Raw genomic sequence first — 22,706 nt, 5'->3', positions numbered from 1 at the left:
CAGGGCCGCATGACTCCTTCAAGGGGGCATGCGGCCTTTCTTTTGCTTGCGGCAAACTGGAGTGATCCCTGAAACTGTGCCGTCTGCATCTGGTTCTCTTTTCGCAGTGGAGGCTGCCCATATGGCCCACGAGCTCTATACCCGTACCAATCAAAAAATTTACTTTGCCGGTCTGTCGCTCGAAGCCCTGGCACGCGCTGAGGAAGGGCGGGCCATGAATGCCCAGGCGCAGGTCCAGGCGGGGCGCGAGTCGGTGCTGTTCCACTTGTACGGGGCCTTGCTGGGGCTGTGTCATGAAATTGCCGGGTTCTATCGGCTGCCGCAGGCCAATGCGGCCCGGGTCGAGCAGATCCTCAACCGTGAAGTGCTGCAAAGCATTGCCATTCCCGAGCTGGCGGAGCTGGTGGAATTGGCGCACAGCCCGCAAACCTGGCTGGCGCAACTGCTGTCTGCTTACAGTGAGCTGTTTCAGCCGCCGCAGGCACCGCACAAACCCAAGGGTGACGTCACCCAGCCTCTGATTGTTGCGGTCAATCTGGATGAAGAGGAGCCCGAGCAGGCACTGAGTCGGGAAGAGCTGGAAAGTTGGCGGCAGAACCTCAAGGCCCTGGCCATTCGCTTCAGGGACGGCCTTAACGAGTGTTGATCCTGAGCGCTGCTTGATTGGCGGCGTGACTCTTTGATCAAGGAAGATTCATGTTGTTCTTCTTGCGTGACCAGGCGCTGCTTCGCCTGCTGAACGATTGCCGGGTGCGAGTGGTTCGTGCCCAGTCCAATACTGACTTGCTGGAAGTGCTCGACAGGCTGGAGGTATTCCCCGGCGGTCTGGAATTCGATCATGTGCAGGCAATAACGCTTCTAGGCCTGGCGTTTGCCTCCCTGGCTGTCGCGCTGCTGATGGACGGCATGGGCGGGATGTTCTGGGTGTTTCTGGCCCTGTGTTGCTTTAGCTATTACGTCAGCAAAGGGGTTTCTGGCTCTTTGACTGATCTGGCGGCAAGCATCGTGCGCAAGTGCGTAATGTTTCATCATGGCTTGAGCGAATCCGACAGTAGTGCCGACTGGCGCCTGAAAAGGCTGAGCAACGAGTTCAGCGATTACCAGCGGGGTAATGAGCGACGCCATATCCAGGACTCGCTCCTGGGTGTCTACCAGGGGCCTCGCCAGTCCTTGACGTTCGAGTATCACCATCTGCAGTACGTCAATTCCAGGCAAGAGCGTGGTGCCGGTGGCAGCTATCGCACTGTCTACGACACGTACAGCCGCTACAGTCTGGTGCTGGATTTTCCGTGGGTGACAGAGATTACGGTTCGCTCCAGTCCCCTGGAAGTGTCAGTGGCGGGGCAGCCGTTCAAGACCGGTCGCGACGATTTCGACCAGGTCTTTGTACTGCGCGGTAATGATCAGTCCTGTTGCGAGCACTTCGCCAGTCCAGCAACCCTGAACCTCCTGATGGAGCTTTCACGCCACCTCTGCCGGGTCAATCTGGAGTTTTCCAGTCAGGGGCGGCTCTGTCTGAGCTTTGATAATGCGGACATCATTGCCCATGCCGATCCGGGCTCGCTCAGTGACCTGGCGGTCTTTCGCGAGCGGATCAAGGCGGGTATCGAGTTGCCCAAGCTGTATTCACTGCTGGAGCTGGTGCATCGGTTGGCGCAGTTGCATGACAGCCATGCGCTTGCTGCTGTTCCCGATGTTCCTCAGCCTGGCGACTTGATCAAGGAAATGTAATGCAGTTTCTCAAGCACGATGCCGAGTTGGTGCAGTTGTTGGCCACTAGCAATGCAGAGGTGGCGCGGGCCAAGAGCAACGAGGATCTATTGAGGATCATCGCCAGGCTCCAGTCCTTCAGGGGAGGGTTGGAGTTCGATCATGCCCAATCCTGGCTGCTGTTGATATTGGCTGTTGTGTCGGCGATCCCGGCCATGGCGGGTGTGGAGCTGATGTGGTTTGCGACGGCCTGCCTGGGTTTTGCCACCTTGTATACCTGGATGGGCCGTAAAGCCGTGTTGGACGAGTTACCGCAGAAAATAGCCCGTAAGTGTTCATTTCTCAGTAACGGCCTTTGGGATCCGGGCGGAACCGCCGATGAGCGTTTCGCGCAACTGAGCAGTGAGTTCGACGACTATGATCGCGGCAATGACAGCCGCCGTATCGAGGCTTCAGCCAGGGGGACCTACCAGGGCCCGCGGCATCAATTGTCCTTTGTCTTCCACCATCTGCGTTATGTGAACTCCCACTACAAACGCAAATCCGATGGCGAGAGCGAGCGGGTCTATGAGAGTTTCGATCGCTTCAGCCTGGTGGTGGACTTTCCTTGGGTCAGAGGGGTGATGGTGCGCAGTGATCTGCCAAATACAAAGAGCAAGAAGCGCAAAGTCTTCGAGACCACTTCCGATGACTTCAACAGAAGCTTCAGTTTCACCGGTGATAGCGAACTGGCTTGTGCGAAGTTCGCAACGCCCACCACCCTGGCTTTCTTGCTGGAACTTCGTCGGCGGCTGAAAAAGGTGAATCTGGAATTCTCCAGCGAGGGCCATTTATGTCTGAGCTTCGATGATGCCGAGGTCATGGTCTACAAGGATCCGGGCACCTTTGACGACCTGCCGAGCTTCTACGCCAATATCGAGCAGGGCCTGCCGTTGCCTAACCTGTTTCCGGTGCTGGCCCTGGTGCATGAGCTGGCGGAGCTGCACGACAACAATTTCGATCTTCCGCTGAAGGTCACTGATGAAATGGAGCAGTAGAGTATGGAGTTGTTACTGGTCATCGCGATTGCCTTGGGCGTTCTTGCCTATGTGCACTACAACAAGATTGTCAGTGCGCATAACCGTGCCCAGAGGGCCTGGTCGGATGTGCTGACCTACCAGCGCCAGAGGATCAAGGTGCTGGACATGCTGGAGCCGCAAGTGGCTGGCTTCCAGGCCTATGAAAGCCAGTTGCTGGAAAAGATCGTTGGGTTGCGTAGTGCCATTGGTAGCTTGCCATCCACAGCCGACGGCGATGCGCTCAAGTCGGTAGACCAGGGCACCAAGGCTTTGCTGGGCGGTTTGAATCTTGCGTTCGAGGCCTATCCCGATCTCAAGTCCGTCGAGTTGTTGAGCAACCTGATGCGCGAGGTTGCCGAGCAGGAAGGCAATATTGGTGGGGCGATTACCCTGTTCAACCTGAATGTGGAGCACTTCAACAATTCCATTCAGATGTTTCCCGGCTCCCTGGTCAATCGATTGGTCCTGAAAAAGTCGCTGATCACGCCGTTTTCCGACAGCCAGGCCTCGGCGGGTTTTGAATACAAGCCGAATTTCTGAAGAGGTCTGGTACGGGCTTGGGGGCGGTGTGGCTAGGTGTTGATTGCAAGGATCAGGAAGTCATTCCTGTTGAGGGGTAACGACCCCCTTGCAAGATCCTGAGCGGGGCGGGGGCGATGACTGATATAATCGCGCCCTTTCGTGGAGACCAGACCTTTATGCCAACGTCCTTTCTAGAAATTGTCGAGTTGCCAGACGGCCGTATCGAGCTGCGCAGAGCTGAGGACGAGGGTTCTCTGGTTACTTTGGATTTCTCCGAGGATGCCAAAGCCTTTCTGCAAGGTCAGCACGTGGAAGTGGCCAAGGCCATGTTGAGCGTCGGCGTACAGATGGCCGGTCGACTGGTTGAAGGTGAAATTGACAAGGAAGATGGCCCGCGGGTTCTGCACTAAGCCCGTTTGTCGGTTTCTCTGCGGTCATCCGTCGCATTTGTTCCGGCTTCTCAATCCTGGAGAAGCCTTGTGTCATTCAAGCGTAAATTCCGCGCTTTCCCGGCGTTTCATCCCAGGCGAATATTCAGGCTCTGCGCATCGCCAGTGCGTGCGGCGCTGATCAGCTGTTGCCGGGCGCTGGCGCTCAACGGGTTCAACCAACTGACTACGGTATGACTGCGGCCCAGGCGCAGGGCCTCGCAGGCGAGCTGTTGCGGGCTCTGATTACCCCGGGGGTGTAGCAACAGGATCCCCTCGCGATTCAGGCCGGCGTCCCGTAGCCAGCTCTGGGTCAGGCTGGAGGGTGGGGCGATCAGTGTCAGCCAGCGCGCGTCCTGATCCTGGCTGAGTTCCCGAAGGATCGGTGCCAATAGGTTCAGGCAGTTCCCGGCGGCGCCGCGTAACGACAGCTCGCTGAAGGCTTCTGGATCTTTGTTCCAGGGCGATTCGACCACTTCCTTGAGGGCGGGCGCCAGTGGCTGGGCCAGGAACGCCTCGAACAGTGGCAGCTGTGCTTGCTGTGGTGTGTGGGGGAACTGCATGGAGCCTCCTTTAGCGGCGAATGACGCCGACACTCAAGCCTTCGATCACCAGATCCTGATCTTTCAGGTTGACTTCGATTGGGGCGAATTCAGGGTTCTCGGCAATCAGCCAGACCTTGCTGCCTTCGCGCTTGAAGCGCTTGACCGTGACCTCATCACCGATGCGCGCCACCACGACCTGGCCATTGCGGGCCTCGCGAGTGGTGTGTACCGCCAACAGGTCACCGTCGAAGATGCCGATGTCCTTCATGCTCATGCCATGGACCCGAAGCAGGTAGTCGGCGCGAGGGTGGAAGAAGGTCGGGTTGATATTGCAGGACTCTTCGATGTGCTGCTGGGCCAGGATCGGTGCGCCGGCGGCGACACGGCCAATGATCGGCAGGGTATCGTCGGCCTTGGCTTCGAAGCCGGGAATGCGGATTCCGCGGGAGGCACCCGGGGTCATCTCGATCGCGCCCTTGCGGGCCAGGGCCTTGAGGTGTTCCTCAGCGGCGTTGGGCGATTTGAATCCCAGTTCCTGGGCAATTTCCGCACGGGTGGGCGGGTAGCCGTTGTCTTCGAGGCAGCGTTTGATAAAAGCCAGAATCTCAGCTTGGCGTGGCGTCAGTTTTAGCATGTCGATCGCTCTGTCTTTTTATACAGTGACTGGGATTATATACAGTGAACGTCGCTTGGCAATCCTCCTTTTGCCTGGGGTGGCCGAGCGGTTGTCATCCGGGTGCCGCAATCCTCTGCCCAAGGTTGGCTACAGGGGCCGGCAGGTGTGATTAAATAGCGCGCCGGACGGCGTGCGCACAGGCCGGCAGGCTTGACATTGCAAAGCCTGAAACGTATGTTTCAAACAAGTGTTTGTCAGGCGGAGTAGCCATGGCCCAGTCGGAAACCGTTGAACGCATTCTCGATGCTGCCGAGCAGTTGTTCGCGGAAAAAGGTTTTGCCGAAACCTCATTGCGGCTGATCACCAGCAAGGCCGGGGTCAACCTGGCAGCGGTCAACTATCATTTCGGGTCCAAGAAGGCCTTGATCCAGGCGGTATTCTCGCGTTTCCTCGGCCCGTTCTGCATCAGCCTCGATCGTGAGCTTGAGCGTCGCCAGTCCAAGCCGGAGAACAAGCCGAGCCTGGAAGAGCTGCTGGAGATCCTCGTCGAGCAGGCCCTGGTAGTGCAGCCGCGCAGCGGTAACGACCTGTCGATCTTCATGCGTCTGCTGGGGCTGGCGTTCAGCCAGAGCCAGGGGCACTTGCGGCGTTATCTGGAGGATATGTACGGCAAGGTGTTCCGCCGCTACATGCTGCTGGTCAATGAAGCGGCGCCGCGTATTCCTCCCATTGAGCTGTTCTGGCGCGTGCACTTCATGCTCGGTGCTGCGGCGTTCAGCATGTCCGGGATCAAGGCGCTGCGGGCTATCGCCGAAACCGATTTCGGGGTCAATACCTCCATCGAGCAGGTGATGCGCCTGATGGTGCCGTTCCTCGCCGCGGGCATGCGTGCCGAAACCGGCGTCACCGATGAAGCCATGGCCAGCGCCCAGCTCAAGCCGCGCAGCAAATCGGTCCCGGTAGCCGCCAAGGCCTGATCCACGGGTGGGCGCGACAGCTTACATCCGCTAAGCTAGCCGCCCATGCCGATTCTCGTTCTATATTCCGTGCCTTCCCTGTGCCGATGCTGCTCGGCCCGGCTGCATCCATGCGGATGCGGCCCGATCAGCGTTGCCTGGAAGCCATCGTAGTGCTTAAGGAATTTCTATGACTGCTGGCCTGCAAGGCTCTTTGATGGTGGACGTCGCCGGTACCTGGCTGACGGCCGAAGATCGCCAACTCCTGCGCCAGCCGCAGGTCGGTGGGTTGATCATCTTTGCCCGCAATATCGAACATCCGCGCCAGGTGCGGGAGTTGTGCGCAGCGATTCGCGCGATTCGCCCGGACCTGTTGTTGGCCGTGGACCAGGAGGGCGGTCGGGTGCAGCGCCTGCGCCAGGGCTTTGTGCGCCTGCCGGCCATGCGTGCCCTGGCCGACAATCCAAATGCCGAGTACCTGGCCGAGCAGTGTGGCTGGGTCATGGCCACCGAGGTGCTGGCGGTGGGGCTGGACCTGAGCTTCGCCCCGGTACTGGACCTCGATCACCAGCGCAGCGCGGTGGTGGGCAGCCGGGCTTTCGAGGGCGATCCCGAGCAGGCGGCGTTGCTCGCCGGTGCGTTTATCCGCGGTATGAACAGCGCCGGCATGGCCGCTACCGGCAAGCACTTTCCCGGGCACGGCTGGGCCGAGGCCGACTCCCATGTGGCGATCCCCAATGACGAGCGCAGTCTGGATGAAATCCGTGCCAAGGACCTGCTGCCCTTTGCTCGCCTGAGCAAGCAGTTGGCGGCAGTGATGCCTGCGCATGTCATCTATCCGCAAGTCGACCCTCAACCGGCCGGCTTCTCGCACTACTGGTTGCAGGACATCCTGCGTGGCGAGCTGCAATTTGACGGGGTGATCTTCAGCGATGACCTGTCCATGGCCGGCGCTCATGTCGTCGGGGACGCGGCAAGCCGGATCGAAGCGGCGCTGACCGCCGGTTGCGACATGGGGCTGGTATGCAATGACCGTGCTGCCGCCGAGCTGGCCCTGAGTGCCGTGCAGCGCCTCAAGGTGCAGCCTTCGCCACGCATCGCGAGGATGCGTGGCCAGGCCTTCGCCAATATCGAGTACAAGCAGGATCCGCGTTGGTTGGTGGCGCTGGGTGCGCTCAAGGATGCTCAGTTGATCGACTGACGACTTGGCAAGGGGGGGGCTCCGGGCAATTCGAGATGCCCCCCGCACGTGGCCGGTTTCAGCGGCCGCCCTTGTTGTCTGGCAGTGGGGCGAACAAGGCTTCGATGTCTTCGCTCTGCAGCTTCCAGTCACCGGCCTTGCGCCCATCAAGCACACCTGCCGCCAGGTCCGATTTTTCCTGCTGCAGGTGCTGGATCTTTTCTTCCACCGTACCTCGGGCAATCAGCTTGTAGACGAACACGGGCTTTTCCTGGCCGATGCGATAGGCGCGGTCGGTAGCCTGGCTCTCGGTGGCCGGGTTCCACCACGGGTCGTAGTGAATCACCGTATCGGCCTCGGTCAGGTTGAGGCCGACACCGCCGGCCTTGAGGCTGATCAGGAAAATCTGCAGCTTGCCGCTCTGGAAGTCCCGTACCGGAGTGCGCCGGTCCCGGGTCTGGCCGGTGAGCAAGGCGTAGGCGATGTTGCGCCGTTTCAGCTCGGCCTCGATCAGGCTCAGCATCGAGGTGAACTGCGAGAACAGCAGAATCCGCCGGCCCTCTTCGAACAGTTCTTCAAGCATTTCCATCAGGCTGTCGAGCTTGCCTGAGGAGCTGCCCCGTGTGGGTGGCGAGTCGTTGACCAGGCGCAAGTCGCAACACACCTGGCGCAGTTTGAGCAAGGCTTCAAGAATGATGATCTGGCTGCGCGCCACACCTTTGCGGGTGATTTCGTCGCGTACTTTCTTGTCCATGGCCAGGCGCATGGTTTCGTAGACATCACGCTGCGCCTCGTTGAGCTCGACCCAGTGGATGATCTCGGTCTTGGGCGGCAGTTCGGTGGCCACCTGCTCCTTGGTACGGCGCAGCAGGAAGGGCTTGATCCGGCCGTTGAGGTGCTGCAGGCGCACCTCGCTGGCGTGCTTTTCAATCGGTACCCGGTAGTCACGGTTGAAGCTCTTGGCATCGCCGAGCCAGCCCGGCAAGAGGAAGTGGAACAGCGACCAGAGCTCCCCCAGATGGTTTTCCAGTGGCGTGCCGGACAGGCACAGGCGCTGCCGGGCATTGAGTTCCCGAGCGGCCTGGGCGGCCTTGCTCGACGGGTTCTTGATGTACTGCGCCTCATCGAGGACCAGCACATGCAGGGGCTGGGCCGCCAGCAGTTCGATGTCCTTGGGCAGTAGCGCATAGGTGGTCAGCAGCAAGTCATAGTCGCCCAACTGGGCGAAGTGTTTCTTGCGCCCGGCGCCATACAGCGCCAGTACCTTGAGCTGCGGGGTGAAGTGCGCGGCCTCGTCCAGCCAGTTGGGAATCAGGCTGGTGGGCATTACCACCATGCAGGGGCGGTCCAGGCGCCCGGCGTTTTTCTCGCTGAGTATGTGCGCCAGGGTTTGCAGGGTCTTGCCCAGGCCCATGTCGTCGGCAAGGATGCCGCCCACTTCCAGCTGGCGCAGTGACTGCATCCAGCTCAGGCCTTCGAGCTGATAGGGGCGCAGGGTGGCGTTCAGGCCCTGGGGCGCCGGCGCCGAGTAGTCGCGGATGTCCCGCAGGCGCTGGGCGAAGGTGCGAATATGTTCGCCGCCTTCCCATAGCAGTGGCAGTTCCTGCAACGGGTTGAGCCGGGTAGCGTCGGCGCTGCTCAGGCGAAGGGTGGTTTCGCCGGGTTCTTGCAGATAGAACTCGCCCAGGGTCGCCAGTACCGGCTTCAGGCGACCATAGGGCAGTGCCACTTGCAGCGGGCCATGCAGGGAGTTGGGCCGGTTGGGAATGTTCACCAGGATCAGTTCGTCGTCGCGGCGCTTGGCCAGGCGTTCCGGGTTGAGGATCTCGGTGTGCGAGCGCATCAGGTTGAGCAAAATCGGCAGCAGGCTCAGGCGCTCGCCGTTGACGATGATTCCCAGCTCCAGGTCGAACCAGTCGCGCCCGGGGGCTTCGTCGACACTGGCGTACCAGTCGTCCACCGCCGTCAGGTCGAAGCCGAAGCCTTCGTCGATCTGCAGCTCCCAGCCCTGGCTGCGCAGCTTTGGCAGCTCGTTGAGGGTGAAGGTTAGCCAGGCGCTGTCGTTGACCATCTCGAACAGCTCGCCGGCGCTTTCCGGCAGGGCCTTGCTCTGCCGGGTGGCGATCTTGAAGCCCAGGCCTCGCAATTGCTCGCGCCAGCCCTGTTCCAGCTCGGGCTGACGCTTGATGCGCAGGCTCTGGTGTTCCTGGCGGATGATCACATCGGTGTTTTTCTGCCCGCTGGCGTATTCGCCTCTGTAGTTGAACGACAGCGCGGCGCGGTGTTGGATGTAGCGCTGCATCTTGCCGTTGCGCGGTTCGAAGGCGCTGAACTCGATGCTGGCCAGCCACAGCCGAGGCACCGGGCGCACGTCCTCCAGCAGTACCTGGGGCAGGGCGGCGGGGCGACGGCTGTCGAGGACTGCTGAGAGCTTTGCCAGCAGTTCGGCGTCCTGGGCCGCCGCCGGGTAGGCCAGGGTTTCTTCCACGTGTAGCAGCACCGCAGCGATGTGCTTGCAGTTGCTGCGTACTGGGCAGGTGCAGTGGGCGTCGATCAGCAGCAGGTTGCCCTTGCTCGATTCGCGCAGGGTGATGGTCTGCCGGTACACAGTGCCGCCGGAGCCTTCGCAGCTGGCGGTGATAGCGCTGTCTGCGGCCGTGGCGATGCGCACGCGTTTTTCCAGGGCGTAGCGCCGGCCACGCTCCAAGGCTTGTTCCTTGAAGCGGTTGACCCAGGAGGGCGCCAGGGGTTTGGTCAGGGGCGGGGTCATAGGGACTTCGATCAGTCCGGTATTTCAGTTGGAGCGGGGCGCGGGGCCGGTGCGGTCAGCGAGGTGATCTTGATCAGCAGTGCCAGGTGGCCGTTGTCCAGGTAGTTGAGCTGGCCATTCTTGGTATGGCTCTGCTGTTTCAGGCGCTCGCTGCTGGTGACCAGGCCGTTGCTGTCGATCTGGTTGACCCAGAAGTCCGCGTCCACATCGGTGAAGCGCCCGAGCTTCAGGCTCAGGGTGCCTTCGATGGGGAACTGGCCGAACTGTTCCGGGCCATCGCTGAGGGCAACCTTCACCGGGGTTTCCCCCAGGGTCTGTTGCCAGGCCTTGTGCAACAGCACGCTGTAGCTGCCGCTGGCGCCGAGCTTTTCCACGATGCTGCCCAGGGCCGGGGTGCGCAGGCTGTCCGGGCTCAGCCGTTGGGCGCCGGCGGCCCAGTCTTCGGGGGCTGCACGGCTGACGATCAGCGGTTCGGCGTTCTGCCGTACGAGGATCATTTCCACCTGGTACAGGTCATCGGCAAAGGCCGTTGGCGCGACCAGGGCCAGGAGCAGGGTCAGGGAGCGGAACAGGCGCATGGGGCGTCCTTCAAGCAGATTTCGGGGTGAGGCGCTCAAACAGTGCCTCCAATGTATTAAAGCGCTCTTCCGGGCGCTCCATCGGCACCATGAACTTGAACAGGGTTGCGCCTTCGAATTTGTAGCGTTTGGGCTGGCCCTGGATCAGTTTGATCAGCGCCAATGGGTCCACCGGTGTATCTGCGGCGAACTCGATGCGGCCGCCTTGTGGGCCGCCGTCGACCTTCTTGATCCCCAGTTGCTCGGCCTGGAGTTTGAGCAGTGTCAGGCGGATCAGGTTCTTGGTCGGCTCCGGTAGCAGGCCGAAGCGGTCGATCATCTCCACTTGCAGGTCCTTGAGGCCGTCTTCGTCCGTGGCCGAGGCGATGCGCTTGTAGAGGATCAGGCGCGCGTGCACGTCCGGCAGGTAGTCCTCGGGAATCAGTGCCGGCAGGCGCAGGTTGATTTCCGGGCCGCCTCCCAGTGGCTGGTCGAGGTTCGGTTGTTCGCCCTTGCGGATGGCCTTCACCGCACGTTCGAGCATTTCCATGTAGAGGGTGAAGCCCACGGCCTGGATCTGCCCGCTCTGGCCGTCGCCCAGCAGTTCGCCAGCGCCACGGATCTCCAGGTCGTTGGTGGCTAGGACGAAGCCGGCTCCCAGGTCCTGGGTGTTGGCGATGGCTTCCAGGCGCTTTTCCGCGTCCGGGGTGATCTGCTGGCGCGGTGGCGTCAAGAGGTATGCGTAGGCTTGGTGGTGACTACGGCCGACCCGGCCGCGCAACTGGTGCAGCTGGGCCAGGCCGAACTTGTCGGCGCGCTCGATGATGATGGTGTTGGCGCTGGGTACGTCGATGCCGGTCTCGATGATGGTCGAGGCGATCAGCACGTTGAAGCGCTTGTGGTAGAAGTCGCTCATCACCTGTTCGAGTTCGCGTTCGCGCATCTGCCCGTGGCCGATGCCGATCCGTGCCTCGGGCACCAGTTCGGCCAGGTCGGCGGCGCATTTCTCGATGGTCTTCACGTCGTTGTGCAGGTAGTACACCTGGCCGCCACGCAGCAGTTCGCGCAACAGGGCTTCTTTGACCGTGCTCTTGTTCTGCTCCATGACGAAGGTGCGCACCGACAGGCGCCGGGCCGGCGGGGTGGCGATGATCGACAGGTCGCGCATGCCCGAGACCGCCATGTTCAGGGTCCGGGGGATCGGCGTGGCGGTCAGGGTGAGGATGTCGACTTCGCTGCGCAGGGCCTTGAGCTGTTCTTTCTGGCGCACGCCGAAGCGGTGTTCTTCGTCGATGATCACCAGCCCCAGGTTCTTGATCTTCACATCGTCCTGCAACAGCTTGTGGGTGCCGATGACGATGTCGATCTTGCCTTCGGCCAGGTCGGCCACTGCGGCGTTCACTTCCTTGGCCGACTTGAAGCGGCTCATCACTTCCACGGTCACCGGCCAGTCGGCGAAGCGATCGCGGAAGCTGTTGTAGTGCTGTTGGGCGAGCAGGGTGGTGGGCACCAGGATCGCCACCTGCTTGCCGCCGTGGACCGCGATGAAGGCAGCACGCATGGCCACTTCGGTCTTGCCGAAGCCCACGTCGCCGCACACCAGGCGATCCATCGGTTTGCCCGAGAGCATGTCCTCGCGCACCGCTTCGATGGTGCTCTGCTGGTCCGGGGTTTCCTCGAACGGGAAGCCGGCGCTGAAGGTGGCGTAGTCGGCCTTGGGGTCGGCGAAGGCATAGCCTTCGCGGGCGGCGCGGCGGGCATAGATGTCCAGCAGCTCGGCGGCCACATCGCGCACCTGTTCGGCGGCCTTGCGCTTGGCCTTCTGCCAGGCTTCCGAGCCCAGGCGATGCAGGGGCGCGAGGGCGTCGTCACTGCCGGTGTAGCGGGCGATCAGGTGCAGGTTGGCCACGGGCACATAAAGCTTGGCGCCCTCGGCGTATTCCAGGGTCAGGAACTCGGCGGCCTGGTTGTCGATTTCCAGGGTCGCCAGGCCCAGGTAGCGACCGACGCCATGGTCGATGTGCACCACCGGCGCGCCTTCGCGCAGCTCGGTGAGGTTCTTGATCACCGCATCGTTGTTGGCATCGGCGCGCTTTTCCCGGCGCCTGCGCTGCATCACCCGTTGGCCGAACAACGGGCTTTCGGCCACCAGGGCCAGGGCCGGGTCGTCCAGCACCAGGCCTTCGTCCAGGGGGGCGATGGTGATTGCCAGGCGTTCCTTGCTGGCGACGAAGTCCGGCCAGCTGTCGACGGTCTTGGGCCGCAGCTTGAGGCGCTCCAGCAGCTCCAGCAGCACTTCCCGGCGGCCGGCGGATTCGGCGGTGAACAGCACTCGCCCGGGGAACGCGTCGAGAAAGCCCGAAAGTGCTGCCAGCGGCTGGTTGGCCTTGGCTTCGATGGCCAGGTTGGGCAGCTCGTGGGCCGGGAAGCGTTTGCGGCCGACACCGGTCTCGATGTCCTGCTGGCTGGCCACCACGCGCGGCCAGTTCTTCAGCCGGGCGAAGCAGTCTTCCACTGGCAGGAACAGTTCGCCCGGGGGCAGGAGCGGGCGCGAAGGATCGACGCGGCGCTCTTCATAGCGGTTGCGTACATCGTTCCAGAAGTTTTCCGCGGCCTGTTCGATGCCCGGCAGGGAAAACACCTGGGTGTCCTGGGGCAGGTAGTCGAACAGGGTCGAAGTCTCTTCGAAGAACAGCGGCAGGTAGTACTCGATACCGGCCGGGGTAATCCCGCTGCTCAGGTCCTGGAAGATCGGGCAGCGGCGGAAGTCCACATCGAAGCGTTCGCGAAAGCGCGCCTTGAAGCGGGTCACCGCTTCTTTCTGCAGCGGGAACTCCTTGGCCGGCAGCAGGCGCACCGAGTCGACCTTGTCGATGGAGCGCTGGTTCTCCGGATCGAAGGTGCGCAGGGTTTCGATTTCGTCGTCGAACAGGTCGATGCGATAAGGCAGCTTGCTGCCCATGGGAAACAGGTCGATCAGCGCGCCGCGTACGGTGAATTCGCCATGCTCGTACACGGTGTCCACGTAGCGATAGCCGCTCGCCTCCAGGCGCGTGCGCATCTGTTCCACATCGAGCTTCTGGCCGACGTCCAGCACCAGGCTGCTGCCCAGCAGGAACTGGGTGGGCGCCAGGCGGTGCAGGGCAGTAGTGATCGGCACCACCAGCACGCCATGCTCCAGCTCCGGCAGCCGATAGAGGCTGGCGATGCGCTGGGAAATGATGTCCTGGTGCGGCGAGAACAGGTCGTAGGGCAGGGTTTCCCAGTCAGGAAAATGCAGCACCGGCAGATCCGGGGCGAAGAAGCTCAGCTCCTGTTCCAGCCGGTCAGCGCTTTGGCTGTCGGCTGTCAGCAGGAGGGTGAAGCGCTTGGCAGCGCTGGCGGCTTCGGCGATGGCCAGGCTCAGGGCGGCACCGGGCAAGTTGCCCCAATGCTGTTTACCGGCGGCGGCAGGGAGTAGCGGTAGACGCAGGACGGGCACGGACGGTCAAGCTCCAAGCGTTGCGACAAAGTCGGTAATTGTAACGGCCCCGGGCAGCCACTGTCAGTGGCTGATGCGTCTAATACGCTGGTTGGGGCAAATGTAGTGGCTATGACAACAAAATGCGCTTTTTGACCTGAAATGTAGTGCCGATTGTGGCTGGTGTTACGGAGGGTTACAGACAGGCTGGTGTGATGTCCAAAAAATTGACGCTGCTGGAAGCCCCGGTTTTACTGGCCTCCAGCACAGTGGTGTTTTTTTGCAAGGGCTTTTTGTTACGTTCCGCACGACAGGCGCGCATTGCTACGACAGGAACGGGGCGGCATAATGTAGCCCCTTTTTTCTGCCCCTACATGTGGAAGGTTCCCGTGACTCAGAAGCCCGACCAGTGTCTTGGTGAATGGATCGACCGTGAAGCACTCGCAGAAGCGATGATTCCGCTTATCGGTCAGCTCTACCGCAATAACAACGTGGTGAGCTCGATCTATGGCCGCAGCCTGATCAACCAGTCTGTCATCGCGATTCTCAAGGCTCACCGCTTTGCTCGCCATCGCTCCTCCGACGACAGCGAACTCTCCGTCCACGAAACATTCCCTCTGCTTAAAGCCATGAGCGAGCTCAAGCTCGGCGCGGCTTCGGTAGATCTGGGCAAGTTGGCGTTCAAATTCCGCAACGAAGGCAACGGCCGCACGGCTGAGCAGTTCGTTCGCGAAGAACTGGCTGATGTCGTGGGCCAGCAAAATGCTTCGGCCCGTAAAGGCACTGACGTGGTGCTGTACGGCTTCGGTCGTATCGGCCGTCTGCTGGCGCGCATCCTGATCGAGAAAACCGGTGGCGGCGACGGCCTGCGTCTGCGCGCCATCGTGGTGCGCAAAGGCGCCGAAAACGACCTGACCAAGCGCGCCAGCCTGCTGCGTCGCGACTCGGTGCACGGTTCGTTCAACGGCACCATCACCATCGACGAAGAAAACAACACCATCACCGCCAACGGCAACCTGATCCAGGTGATCTACGCGAAGAACCCGACCGAGGTGGACTACACCCAGTACGGGATCAAGAACGCGCTGCTGGTGGACAACACCGGTGTATGGCGTGACGCCGATGGTCTGGGCCAGCACCTGGCCTGCCCGGGTATCGATCGCGTGGTGCTGACCGCGCCAGGCAAAGGCAAGCTGAAGAACATCGTTCACGGTATCAACCACAGCGAAATCACCGCTGAAGACAAGATCGTGTCCGCCGCTTCCTGCACCACCAACGCCATCGTGCCGGTGCTGAAGGCTGTGAATGACAAGTTCGGCATCATCAACGGTCACGTCGAAACCGTTCACTCGTACACCAACGACCAGAACCTGATCGACAACTTCCACAAGGGTGATCGCCGTGGCCGTAGCGCCGCGCTGAACATGGTGATCACCGAGACCGGTGCTGCTACTGCTGCTGCTAAGGCCCTGCCTGAGCTGGCCGGCAAGCTGACCGGTAACGCGATCCGCGTTCCGACGCCAAACGTGTCGATGGCCATTCTCAACCTGAATCTCGAGAAAGCCGCCACCCGTGAAGAGATGAACGAGTACCTGCGCTACATGGCGCTGCACTCCGACCTGCACAAGCAGATCGACTTCGTCAACTCGCAGGAAGTGGTGTCCACCGACTTCGTGGGCTCGCGTCACGCCGGTGTGGTCGACGCTGAAGCGACCATCGTCCAGGACAACCGCGTTGTTCTGTACGTCTGGTACGACAACGAGTTCGGTTACAGCTGCCAGGTAGTGCGCGTGATGGAAGACATGGCCGGGGTCAACCCGCCAGCGTTCCCACGCTAAGCGCCTGCTGAAATGAAAACGCCCCGACTTGTCGGGGCGTTTTTGTTTGTGGCTTGCGCCGGCAAGCCAAGTCGGCGCAATCCCGTAGGAGCTGGCTTGCCAGCGAAGCTTTTGTCTCAGGCGCCGCGCGCTGTTGCCGCTTGCGCGGTACGCAGTTCGTGGCGATTGCCGCGGAACAGCACCAGGGTGGCGATCAGCCCCAGCACCGCCGCGCCACTGAGCCAGATGCCTGGAGCTGCCTGATTGCCCAGGACGTGGATCAGGTAGGTACAGGCCGCCGGGGTAAAGCCGCCGAAGGTGGCAGTCGCCAGGCTGTAGGCCAGGGAGAAGCCCGTGGTGCGTACTTCCACCGGCATGATTTCGGTCAGGGCCACTACCATCGCGCCGTTATACGAGCCATAGAGGAAGGACAGCCACAGCTCGACGATCAGCAGGTGGCTGAAGCTGGGGTTGGCCACCAGCCAGGACAATGCCGGATAAGCCGTGAAGATCGCCAGAATGGTGGCGCCCAGCAGCAGCGGCTTGCGGCCGATCTTGTCCGACAGCGAACCCATCACCGGCAGCCAGAAGAAGTTCGACAGACCGATGCACACGGTCACCAGCAGGGCGTCGAAGTCCGACAGGTGCAGTTCGGCCTTGCCGAAGGTCGGGGTGTAGGCAGTGATCAGGTAGAAGGACACGGTGGTCATGACCACCAGTGCCATGCCGGCGATGACGATGCCGAAGTTCTGGCCGATGGAGCGGACGATTTCCTGCAGCGAAGGGCGATGCTTGCGGGCCTGGAATTCCGGGGTTTCTTCCAGGGAGCGACGGATCATGAAGATCGCCGGAACAATCATGCAGCCCACCAGGAACGGCACGCGCCAGCCCCAGTCGCCCATTTGCTCGGGGCTCAGCCAGTGGTTCAGGCCCACGCCCAGCAGGCCGGCGAAAACCACCGCGGCCTGTTGGCTGGCCGATTGCCAACTGACGAAGAAGCCCTTGCGGCCCGGCGTGGAGATTTCGGCCAGGTACACCGACACCCCGCCCAGTTCGACGCCGGCGGAAAAGCCCTGCAGCAGGCGGCCCAGCAGTACCAGCAAGGGCGCGGCGACGCCAAGGGTGGCGTAGCCCGGCACACAGGCAATCAACACCGTGCCCGCTGCCATCAGTGCCAGGGTAATGATCAGGCCTTGGCGACGGCCGTGACGGTCAATATAGGCACCGAGGAAAATCGCTCCCAGGGGACGCATCAGGAAGCCGGCGCCGAAGGTCGCCAGGGACAGCATCAACGAGGCGAAGGCGCTGTCGGCAGGGAAGAAGGTCTTGGCAATCGCCGTGGCGTAGAAGCCGTAGACCATGAAGTCGAACATCTCGAGAAAGTTGCCGCTGACAACGCGAAAGATCGCCTTGCCTTTGCCCGTGGTCGTGGACATTTTTTTCACTCACTTTGGCTGTCTTGTTAGCAATCCCTGGTCGTTATGCGTCCCTTACTGCAAAGTCGGGGCTCGAGGCTGCACGCTGAACAGTTTTGTAACGATATGTGTATGAAGGCCATCCGGCAACAAAAACTCTTGGGGTGGCGGGGCGGCTCTAGATCAAGGCCTTGCCCGCAGCCAAGGAGGGGGGAGGCCGGACGGTAGGCCTCCGTCTGTCGCATAATGGCCATTTGCACTGCCAGCTGGGCCCAGCAGGGCGGTTGATCGGGAGGAACACCTTGTCGGGTAAGCAACGATTGCGATGGAGCATTTTGTACGCTGCGCTGGTGCTGTTGGCCGGTTGTGGTGGCGAGCGTCTGGAAAGCCTGTCCGGACCGACCATGGGCAGCACCTGGTCGGTGCAGTATGTGCGTCACGCCGATGGTCCGGCGGCGTCCCTGGTGCAGGCTGAGGTCGAGGGGATTCTGGCCGAGGTCGACCGGCAGATGTCCACCTATCGCAGTGATTCGGACATCGAGCGTTTCAACGCCTTGCCCGCCGATAGCTGCCAGCCGATGCCGGAGCCGGTGTTGCAGCTGGTGCGGGTGGGTGAGCAGTTGTCCCGGGACAGCGATGGCGCCTTCGACCTGACGGTGGAACCGCTGCTGGATCTCTGGGGTTTTGGCCCTCAGGGGCGCGAGGAAAAGGTGCCCAGCGCGTCAGCCCTGGCTGAGGTGCGGCAGCGGGTAGGGCACGCTCACCTGCGTATCGAAGGGCAGGAGCTGTGCAAGGACGCGCCGGTGGAGGTGGATTTCAACAGCATCGCCGCCGGCTATGCGGTGGACCGCATCGCTGCCCGGCTCACGCAATTGGGGATCGACAGCTTCCTTGCCGAAGCCACCGGTGAGCTCAAGGCCGTGGGTCGCAAGCCCGACGGCTCACCATGGCGGATAGCCCTGGAAGAGCCGCGTGATGACCAGCAGGTAGCCCAGCGGGTGATTGCCCTGGATGGTTTTGGCGTTTCCACTTCTGGCGACTACCGTAATTATTTCGAGCAGGACGGCCAGCGTTACTCCCATACCTTCGATGCCCGGCTCGGCCAGCCCATCGCCCACCCGTTGGCCTCGGTAACGGTGATTCATCCTTCGGCGTTGATGGCCGATGGCTTGTCGACGCTGTTGCTGATACTCGGCCCGGAGGCGGGCTGGGATTACGCGGAAAAACACGGCATCGCCGGTTTTTTTGTGATGCGCAGCGCTACAGGTTTCGTCACACGCAGCAACCCGGCTTTCGATGCGCTGCTGGCCGGGCAAAAACAATAACCTGGTGCGCTGTTGCGCAGCCTGTAGTGCAGGCAAAAGTAGCCTACGACGCGACCAAGGGTTAATGTGCGCGGCGTTGACGCTTCTATAGACTGTGCCCGGGTTCGTAACCGAGCCAAATTGATCCTTCATGCCGCTGGCCGCGGCATGATTTAGCCGGAGACGCCAGAAGGGTGTCTCGGCCTGTTCTGAGGAGTACGCATGGCTGTCTACAACTACGACGTAGTGGTGCTGGGCTCAGGCCCCGCTGGAGAAGGTGCGGCGATGAACGCCGCAAAAGCAGGACGCAAAGTGGCGATGGTCGATAGCCGTCGCCAGGTCGGCGGCAACTGCACCCACCTGGGTACCATCCCGTCCAAGGCCCTGCGTCACTCGGTCCGGCAGATCATGCAGTTCAACACCAACCCGATGTTCCGGGCCATTGGCGAGCCGCGCTGGTTCTCCTTCCCGGACGTGCTCAAGAGCGCCGAGAAGGTCATCTCCAAGCAAGTGGCCTCGCGTACCGGCTACTACGCCCGCAACCGGGTCGATGTGTTCTTCGGCACTGGCAGCTTCGCCGACGAGCAGACCGTGGAAGTGGTCTGCGCCAACGGCGTGGTGGAAAAGCTGGTAGCCAAGCACATCATCATCGCCACCGGCTCGCGCCCCTATCGCCCCGCGGATATCGATTTCAGCCACCCGCGTATCTACGATAGCGACACCATCCTCAGCCTCGGCCACACCCCGCGCAAACTCATCGTCTACGGCGCGGGGGTCATCGGTTGCGAATACGCCTCGATCTTCAGTGGCCTGGGGGTTCTGGTGGAACTGGTGGACAACCGCGGCCAGTTGCTGAGCTTCCTGGATTCGGAAATCTCCCAGGCCCTGAGCTACCACTTCAGCAACAACAACATCACCGTGCGCCACAACGAGGAGTACGACCGCGTTGAAGGTGTGGACAACGGCGTGATCCTGCACCTCAAGTCCGGCAAGAAGATCAAGGCCGACGCCTTGCTGTGGTGCAACGGCCGTACCGGCAATACCGACAAGCTGGGTATGGAGAACATCGGGGTCAAGGTCAACAGCCGCGGCCAGATCGAAGTCGACGAGAACTACCGCACCTGCGTGCCGAACATCTACGGGGCCGGTGACGTGATCGGCTGGCCGAGCCTGGCCAGTGCCGCCCATGACCAGGGTCGTTCCGCGGCCGGCAGCATTGTCGACAATGGCAGCTGGCGCTTCGTCAACGACGTGCCGACCGGGATCTACACCATTCCCGAGATCAGTTCCATCGGCAAGAACGAGCAGGAACTGACCCAGGCCAAGGTGCCTTACGAGGTGGGCAAGGCGTTCTTCAAGGGCATGGCCCGTGCGCAGATCGCCGGCGAGCCTCAGGGCATGTTGAAGATCCTGTTCCACCGGGAAACCCTGGAAGTCCTCGGCGTCCATTGCTTCGGCTACCAGGCTTCGGAGATCGTGCACATCGGCCAGGCGATCATGAGCCAGCCGGGCGAGCTCAACACCCTGAAGTACTTCGTCAACACCACCTTCAACTACCCGACCATGGCCGAAGCCTATCGGGTAGCGGCATACGATGGCCTCAACCGGCTTTTTTGAGCGGCTCCGGCCGGTGGCCTGAGCCGGCCGGGGAGACCGATTTCAGCGATTCTCGAGGGTGGCGCTGGCCAAACCGGGAAAGTCTGTAATCAGGCTATCTACGCCGAAGTCGGCGAGCCTGCGCATCAGCGCGGGCTCGTTGACCGTCCAAACCGACACATGCAAACCCTGACGCTGCGCCCGTTGCAGGCGCTCTGGGGTGCACAGCGTCCAGTTCAACGCCAGAATCTCGCAGCCATAGCTCTGGGCGACCTTCAATGGGTCGAGCCAGGCGTATTCGGCGACCAGCCCGCGAGACAGGTCCGGGGTCAGTTCCACGGCGGCCTTCAATACTTCCCGAGAACTTGAGGTCACGGTGACCTTGTCCAGCAGGCCGAAGCGCTGGGCCATTTCCCGGATGGCCAGCACCGTGGTGGCGGCGCGGGTGCGCGAGGCGCTCTTGACTTCCAACTGCCAGTGTTCGAAGTCGCATTTCTCGAACAGCTCTTCCAGGCGCGGAATGGGGCAGGGGCTGACCCAGCCCGGGCCGCCCTTGCGTGCGTCGTAGGTCACCAGCTCGGCGGCGGAATGCTCCACCACTTTGCCGCGCCGGTCTGTGGTGCGCTTGAGGGTCGGGTCGTGGATCACCATCAACTCGCCGTCCATGGACAGGTGCAAGTCGAGCTCGCAACGGCGCACGCCGTGCTTGAGGCACTCCTGAAAGCTGGTCAGGGTATTTTCCGGTGCTTCGCCTTTAGCGCCGCGATGGCCATAGATCAGGGTCACAATTGCTCCTTCACGGATGTTGTTCCTTAAGAGAGGGTCGGGCGTACTGCTCAGCCGGCGGCGGGGTCGCTCTGCTCCCGGGCCTGGCGGCGTTGCTGGGCCTGTTTCTGCAGGATATAGCGCGCCAGCAACTGGCGTTGGGCATCGGTCAATGCTTCGAACTCGGTACCGATCTCGAAGGTGCCAAAGCTCTGGGGTTCGCAGTGGGTGACCTTGGCCCGCAGCAGCAGGCCCAGGGCCTGCGGCATCAGCAACAGCTTCACCGCCAGATGGCTGCCGGTTGGGTAGCACTGGTGATGGCTGAATTCGATGCCGCCCTCGGACAGAATGACCCGCTGCGGCTCGCCGAACTTGCCGAACACTGTTTGCGCCACCACCTGGCTGAGCAGGTCGATGCGTTTGTTCATGGCCTTGAGGTAGCTGGCCAGGGTGCGATCGCGCTCGCTGACCTGGCGCAGCAGGTGCTGGGATTCGAATTCGCTCAGGTGCAGTTCACTGAGCAGATTGAACAGTGGAGACTCATCCTGCAACACTTCCTTGCTCGCCGCGTCGTGGGCGGACAAGGGGCTAATTTCCAGTGCGATCGTGTCCTCGATACGGTAGTATTCGCGGCGATCTTCTTCATCTAATGTCGACATGGCGAACCCATGGTAGAGGCAGTGGTCTGAGTGTAAAGCTGCTTACCAGGCCCCGCCACAAGGACGTCTTCTTTTCCTCTGCACAAGCCCCGACATGTTCAGACCTCTGTTTGCTTTTATCGGCACGCGTTACACCCGTGCAAAGCGTCGCAATCATTTTGTGTCATTCATTTCCCTGACTTCGATGATCGGACTCGCCCTTGGCGTGATCGTGATGATCGTGGTGCTGTCGGTGATGAACGGCTTCGATCATGAGATGCGCACCCGCGTGCTGGGCATGGTGCCCCACGCCACCATCGAATCCGGCGAACCCATCAGCGACTGGCAAAGCCTGGCCGACAAGGTCCGGCAGAACCCCAAAGTGCTGGCGGTGGCACCGTTCACCCAGATGCAGGGCCTGTTGACCAACAACGGCCAGGTGCAGAAGGTGCTGCTCAATGCCATCGACCCTGAGCAGGAGCGGCAGGTGTCGATCATCGACCACTTCATGCAGCAGGGGCAGTTGGACGCGCTGGCGCCCGGTAGCTTCGGCATTGTCATTGGCGACAAGGCGGCAACCAAGCTGGGTGTCGGCCTGGGAGACAAGCTGACCTTCGTCGCTCCGGAAGTCACGGTGACCCCGGCCGGGATGTTCCCACGGATGAAGCGTTTTACCGTGGTGGGCATCTTCCATGTCGGCGCCGGCGAGATCGATGGCTACCTGGGCCTGACCAACCTCCAGGACCTGGGTCGCTTGCACCGCTGGAAGGCGGATCAGGTGCAGGGCCTGCGGCTGAAGTTCGACGACCTGTTCCAGGCCCCGCGCACTGCCTGGGAAATCGCCCAGCAGTTGGGTGAGAACCACTATTACGCCCGCGACTGGACCCGTACCCACGGCAACCTGTACCAGGCCATCCGCATGGAAAAAGCCATGATCGGCCTGTTGTTGCTGCTGATCGTCGCGGTGGCCGCGTTCAACATCATCTCGACCCTGGTAATGGTGGTGAACGACAAGAAGGGCGATATCGCCATCCTCCGTACCCTGGGGGCGACGCCGGGAACCATCATGGCGATCTTCATGGTCCAGGGCACGGTGATCGGCGTGGTCGGCACCTTGATCGGTGCTGTGCTGGGGATGCTGGCGGCGCTGAACGTGAGTGCCGCGATTTCCGCCCTTGAAGGCCTGATCGGCCACAAATTCCTGAATGCCGACGTGTATTTCATCGACTACCTGCCGTCGCAACTGATGGCCGAGGATGTGTTGATGGTCTGCGGCGCGGCATTGGTCCTGAGTTTCCTCGCCACCCTGTATCCAGCCTGGCGTGCGGCGCGCACCCAGCCTGCGGAGGCGCTACGTTATGAGTGAGTT

19 protein-coding genes are annotated in these 22,706 nt (G+C 61.6%); 11 read left to right on the top strand and 8 right to left on the bottom strand.

Translation table 11 applies throughout. The features are described 5' to 3' along the window. Positions 1-121 precede the first annotated feature (121 nt). The 5 genes from KCG88_RS25030 to KCG88_RS25010 all read left to right on the top strand — a co-directional run bounded on the left by KCG88_RS25030 (position 122) and on the right by KCG88_RS25010 (position 3,700). Positions 122-646: a DUF6586 family protein gene (locus KCG88_RS25030; protein ID WP_047336171.1), complete on the top strand. Its 525-nt coding sequence runs from the start codon at positions 122-124 to the stop codon at positions 644-646. A 50-nt stretch (positions 647-696) separates the two neighbouring features. Then, on the top strand, positions 697-1,731 hold the full coding sequence (locus KCG88_RS25025; RefSeq protein ID WP_210713345.1) for a hypothetical protein: 1,035 nt from the start codon (positions 697-699) through the stop codon (positions 1,729-1,731). Continuing rightward, complete coding sequence (locus tag KCG88_RS25020; RefSeq protein ID WP_210713344.1) at positions 1,731-2,747, top strand: hypothetical protein; 1,017 nt, start codon at positions 1,731-1,733, stop codon at positions 2,745-2,747. The genes KCG88_RS25025 and KCG88_RS25020 overlap by 1 nt, the downstream gene beginning before the upstream one ends. Positions 2,748-2,750: 3 nt before the next feature. Further along, the gene (locus KCG88_RS25015; RefSeq protein ID WP_210713343.1) at positions 2,751-3,308 is read left to right on the top strand and encodes a LemA family protein; all 558 of its coding nucleotides are present in this window, start codon (positions 2,751-2,753) and stop codon (positions 3,306-3,308) included. A gap of 158 nt (positions 3,309-3,466) precedes the next feature. Beyond that, positions 3,467-3,700 carry a hypothetical protein gene (locus KCG88_RS25010; RefSeq protein WP_011060267.1) on the top strand — a complete coding sequence of 78 codons (234 nt, stop codon included), beginning with the start codon at positions 3,467-3,469 and terminating at the stop codon, positions 3,698-3,700. Between the two features lie 107 nt (positions 3,701-3,807). Here KCG88_RS25010 and sulA read toward each other — a convergent pair whose 3' ends face one another. Both sulA and lexA read right to left on the bottom strand, forming a co-directional pair. After that, the gene (gene sulA / locus KCG88_RS25005; RefSeq protein WP_011060268.1) at positions 3,808-4,281 is read right to left on the bottom strand and encodes an SOS-induced cell division inhibitor SulA; all 474 of its coding nucleotides are present in this window, start codon (positions 4,279-4,281) and stop codon (positions 3,808-3,810) included. A gap of 10 nt (positions 4,282-4,291) precedes the next feature. Beyond that, a complete protein-coding gene (gene lexA, locus KCG88_RS25000; protein WP_011060269.1) occupies positions 4,292-4,897 on the bottom strand; it encodes a transcriptional repressor LexA in 606 nt (201 codons plus the stop codon). A 251-nt stretch (positions 4,898-5,148) separates the two neighbouring features. Between lexA and KCG88_RS24995 the strand changes: the two genes are divergently transcribed. Both KCG88_RS24995 and nagZ read left to right on the top strand, forming a co-directional pair. Beyond that, complete coding sequence (locus KCG88_RS24995) at positions 5,149-5,856, top strand: TetR/AcrR family transcriptional regulator (RefSeq protein WP_047284972.1); 708 nt, start codon at positions 5,149-5,151, stop codon at positions 5,854-5,856. Between the two features lie 181 nt (positions 5,857-6,037). Next, positions 6,038-7,036 carry a beta-N-acetylhexosaminidase gene (nagZ, locus tag KCG88_RS24990; protein WP_210713387.1) on the top strand — a complete coding sequence of 333 codons (999 nt, stop codon included), beginning with the start codon at positions 6,038-6,040 and terminating at the stop codon, positions 7,034-7,036. 58 nt (positions 7,037-7,094) lie between these two features. Here nagZ and KCG88_RS24985 read toward each other — a convergent pair whose 3' ends face one another. Genes KCG88_RS24985 through mfd form a run of 3 tightly spaced genes read right to left on the bottom strand, consistent with a single transcriptional unit; the run spans position 7,095 to position 13,823 of the window. Next, positions 7,095-9,785, bottom strand: coding sequence for a DEAD/DEAH box helicase (locus KCG88_RS24985; protein WP_210713342.1), 2,691 nt, complete (start codon positions 9,783-9,785; stop codon positions 7,095-7,097). Between the two features lie 11 nt (positions 9,786-9,796). Further along, entirely contained in the window at positions 9,797-10,363 is a 567-nt protein-coding gene (locus KCG88_RS24980) for a CsiV family protein (RefSeq protein ID WP_015634817.1), read from the bottom strand. Between the two features lie 10 nt (positions 10,364-10,373). Next, the gene (gene mfd, locus KCG88_RS24975) at positions 10,374-13,823 is read right to left on the bottom strand and encodes a transcription-repair coupling factor (protein ID WP_210713341.1); all 3,450 of its coding nucleotides are present in this window, start codon (positions 13,821-13,823) and stop codon (positions 10,374-10,376) included. A 353-nt stretch (positions 13,824-14,176) separates the two neighbouring features. Between mfd and KCG88_RS24970 the strand changes: the two genes are divergently transcribed. Then, positions 14,177-15,640, top strand: coding sequence for a glyceraldehyde-3-phosphate dehydrogenase (locus KCG88_RS24970; protein WP_047284979.1), 1,464 nt, complete (start codon positions 14,177-14,179; stop codon positions 15,638-15,640). Between the two features lie 116 nt (positions 15,641-15,756). Here the strand turns inward: KCG88_RS24970 and KCG88_RS24965 are convergent, their stop codons facing one another. Continuing rightward, the gene (locus tag KCG88_RS24965; protein WP_011060276.1) at positions 15,757-17,055 is read right to left on the bottom strand and encodes an MFS transporter; all 1,299 of its coding nucleotides are present in this window, start codon (positions 17,053-17,055) and stop codon (positions 15,757-15,759) included. A gap of 329 nt (positions 17,056-17,384) precedes the next feature. Here KCG88_RS24965 and KCG88_RS24960 point away from each other — a divergent pair, with 329 nt between their 5' ends. Next, entirely contained in the window at positions 17,385-18,359 is a 975-nt protein-coding gene (locus KCG88_RS24960; RefSeq protein ID WP_047285484.1) for an FAD:protein FMN transferase, read from the top strand. Between the two features lie 201 nt (positions 18,360-18,560). After that, a complete protein-coding gene (gene sthA / locus KCG88_RS24955) occupies positions 18,561-19,955 on the top strand; it encodes a Si-specific NAD(P)(+) transhydrogenase (RefSeq protein WP_011060278.1) in 1,395 nt (464 codons plus the stop codon). Positions 19,956-19,997: 42 nt separating this feature from the next. Here sthA and KCG88_RS24950 read toward each other — a convergent pair whose 3' ends face one another. After that, positions 19,998-20,720, bottom strand: a complete 723-nt coding sequence (locus tag KCG88_RS24950; protein WP_047284980.1) for a glycerophosphodiester phosphodiesterase family protein — start codon at positions 20,718-20,720, stop codon at positions 19,998-20,000. 50 nt (positions 20,721-20,770) lie between these two features. Continuing rightward, a complete protein-coding gene (locus tag KCG88_RS24945) occupies positions 20,771-21,358 on the bottom strand; it encodes a PilZ domain-containing protein (protein WP_047284981.1) in 588 nt (195 codons plus the stop codon). A gap of 94 nt (positions 21,359-21,452) precedes the next feature. Between KCG88_RS24945 and KCG88_RS24940 the strand changes: the two genes are divergently transcribed. Next, the gene (locus KCG88_RS24940; RefSeq protein WP_047336178.1) at positions 21,453-22,703 is read left to right on the top strand and encodes a lipoprotein-releasing ABC transporter permease subunit; all 1,251 of its coding nucleotides are present in this window, start codon (positions 21,453-21,455) and stop codon (positions 22,701-22,703) included. Positions 22,704-22,706: the final 3 nt, after the last annotated feature.

Origin of the sequence: Pseudomonas sp. MWU349 (assembly GCF_017947325.1) — a bacterium.
GTDB classification, from domain to species: domain Bacteria; phylum Pseudomonadota; class Gammaproteobacteria; order Pseudomonadales; family Pseudomonadaceae; genus Aquipseudomonas; species Aquipseudomonas protegens.
This window is presented reverse-complemented; position numbering and strand designations above follow the sequence as displayed.

Bases quoted from the DNA above. Each gene is read 5' to 3' on its own strand.
- KCG88_RS25030 (WP_047336171.1), top strand. From the start codon at position 122: ATGGCCCACGAGCTCTATACCCGTACCAATCAAAAAATTTACTTTGCC.
- KCG88_RS25025 (WP_210713345.1), top strand. From the start codon at position 697: ATGTTGTTCTTCTTGCGTGACCAGGCGCTGCTTCGCCTGCTGAACGAT.
- KCG88_RS25020 (WP_210713344.1), top strand. From the start codon at position 1,731: ATGCAGTTTCTCAAGCACGATGCCGAGTTGGTGCAGTTGTTGGCCACT.
- KCG88_RS25015 (WP_210713343.1), top strand. From the start codon at position 2,751: ATGGAGTTGTTACTGGTCATCGCGATTGCCTTGGGCGTTCTTGCCTAT.
- KCG88_RS25010 (WP_011060267.1), top strand. From the start codon at position 3,467: ATGCCAACGTCCTTTCTAGAAATTGTCGAGTTGCCAGACGGCCGTATC.
- sulA (WP_011060268.1), bottom strand. From the start codon at position 4,281: ATGCAGTTCCCCCACACACCACAGCAAGCACAGCTGCCACTGTTCGAG.
- lexA (WP_011060269.1), bottom strand. From the start codon at position 4,897: ATGCTAAAACTGACGCCACGCCAAGCTGAGATTCTGGCTTTTATCAAA.
- KCG88_RS24995 (WP_047284972.1), top strand. From the start codon at position 5,149: ATGGCCCAGTCGGAAACCGTTGAACGCATTCTCGATGCTGCCGAGCAG.
- KCG88_RS24985 (WP_210713342.1), bottom strand. From the start codon at position 9,785: ATGACCCCGCCCCTGACCAAACCCCTGGCGCCCTCCTGGGTCAACCGC.
- KCG88_RS24980 (WP_015634817.1), bottom strand. From the start codon at position 10,363: ATGCGCCTGTTCCGCTCCCTGACCCTGCTCCTGGCCCTGGTCGCGCCA.
- KCG88_RS24970 (WP_047284979.1), top strand. From the start codon at position 14,177: ATGTGGAAGGTTCCCGTGACTCAGAAGCCCGACCAGTGTCTTGGTGAA.
- KCG88_RS24965 (WP_011060276.1), bottom strand. From the start codon at position 17,055: ATGTCCACGACCACGGGCAAAGGCAAGGCGATCTTTCGCGTTGTCAGC.
- sthA (WP_011060278.1), top strand. From the start codon at position 18,561: ATGGCTGTCTACAACTACGACGTAGTGGTGCTGGGCTCAGGCCCCGCT.
- KCG88_RS24945 (WP_047284981.1), bottom strand. From the start codon at position 21,358: ATGTCGACATTAGATGAAGAAGATCGCCGCGAATACTACCGTATCGAG.
- KCG88_RS24940 (WP_047336178.1), top strand. From the start codon at position 21,453: ATGTTCAGACCTCTGTTTGCTTTTATCGGCACGCGTTACACCCGTGCA.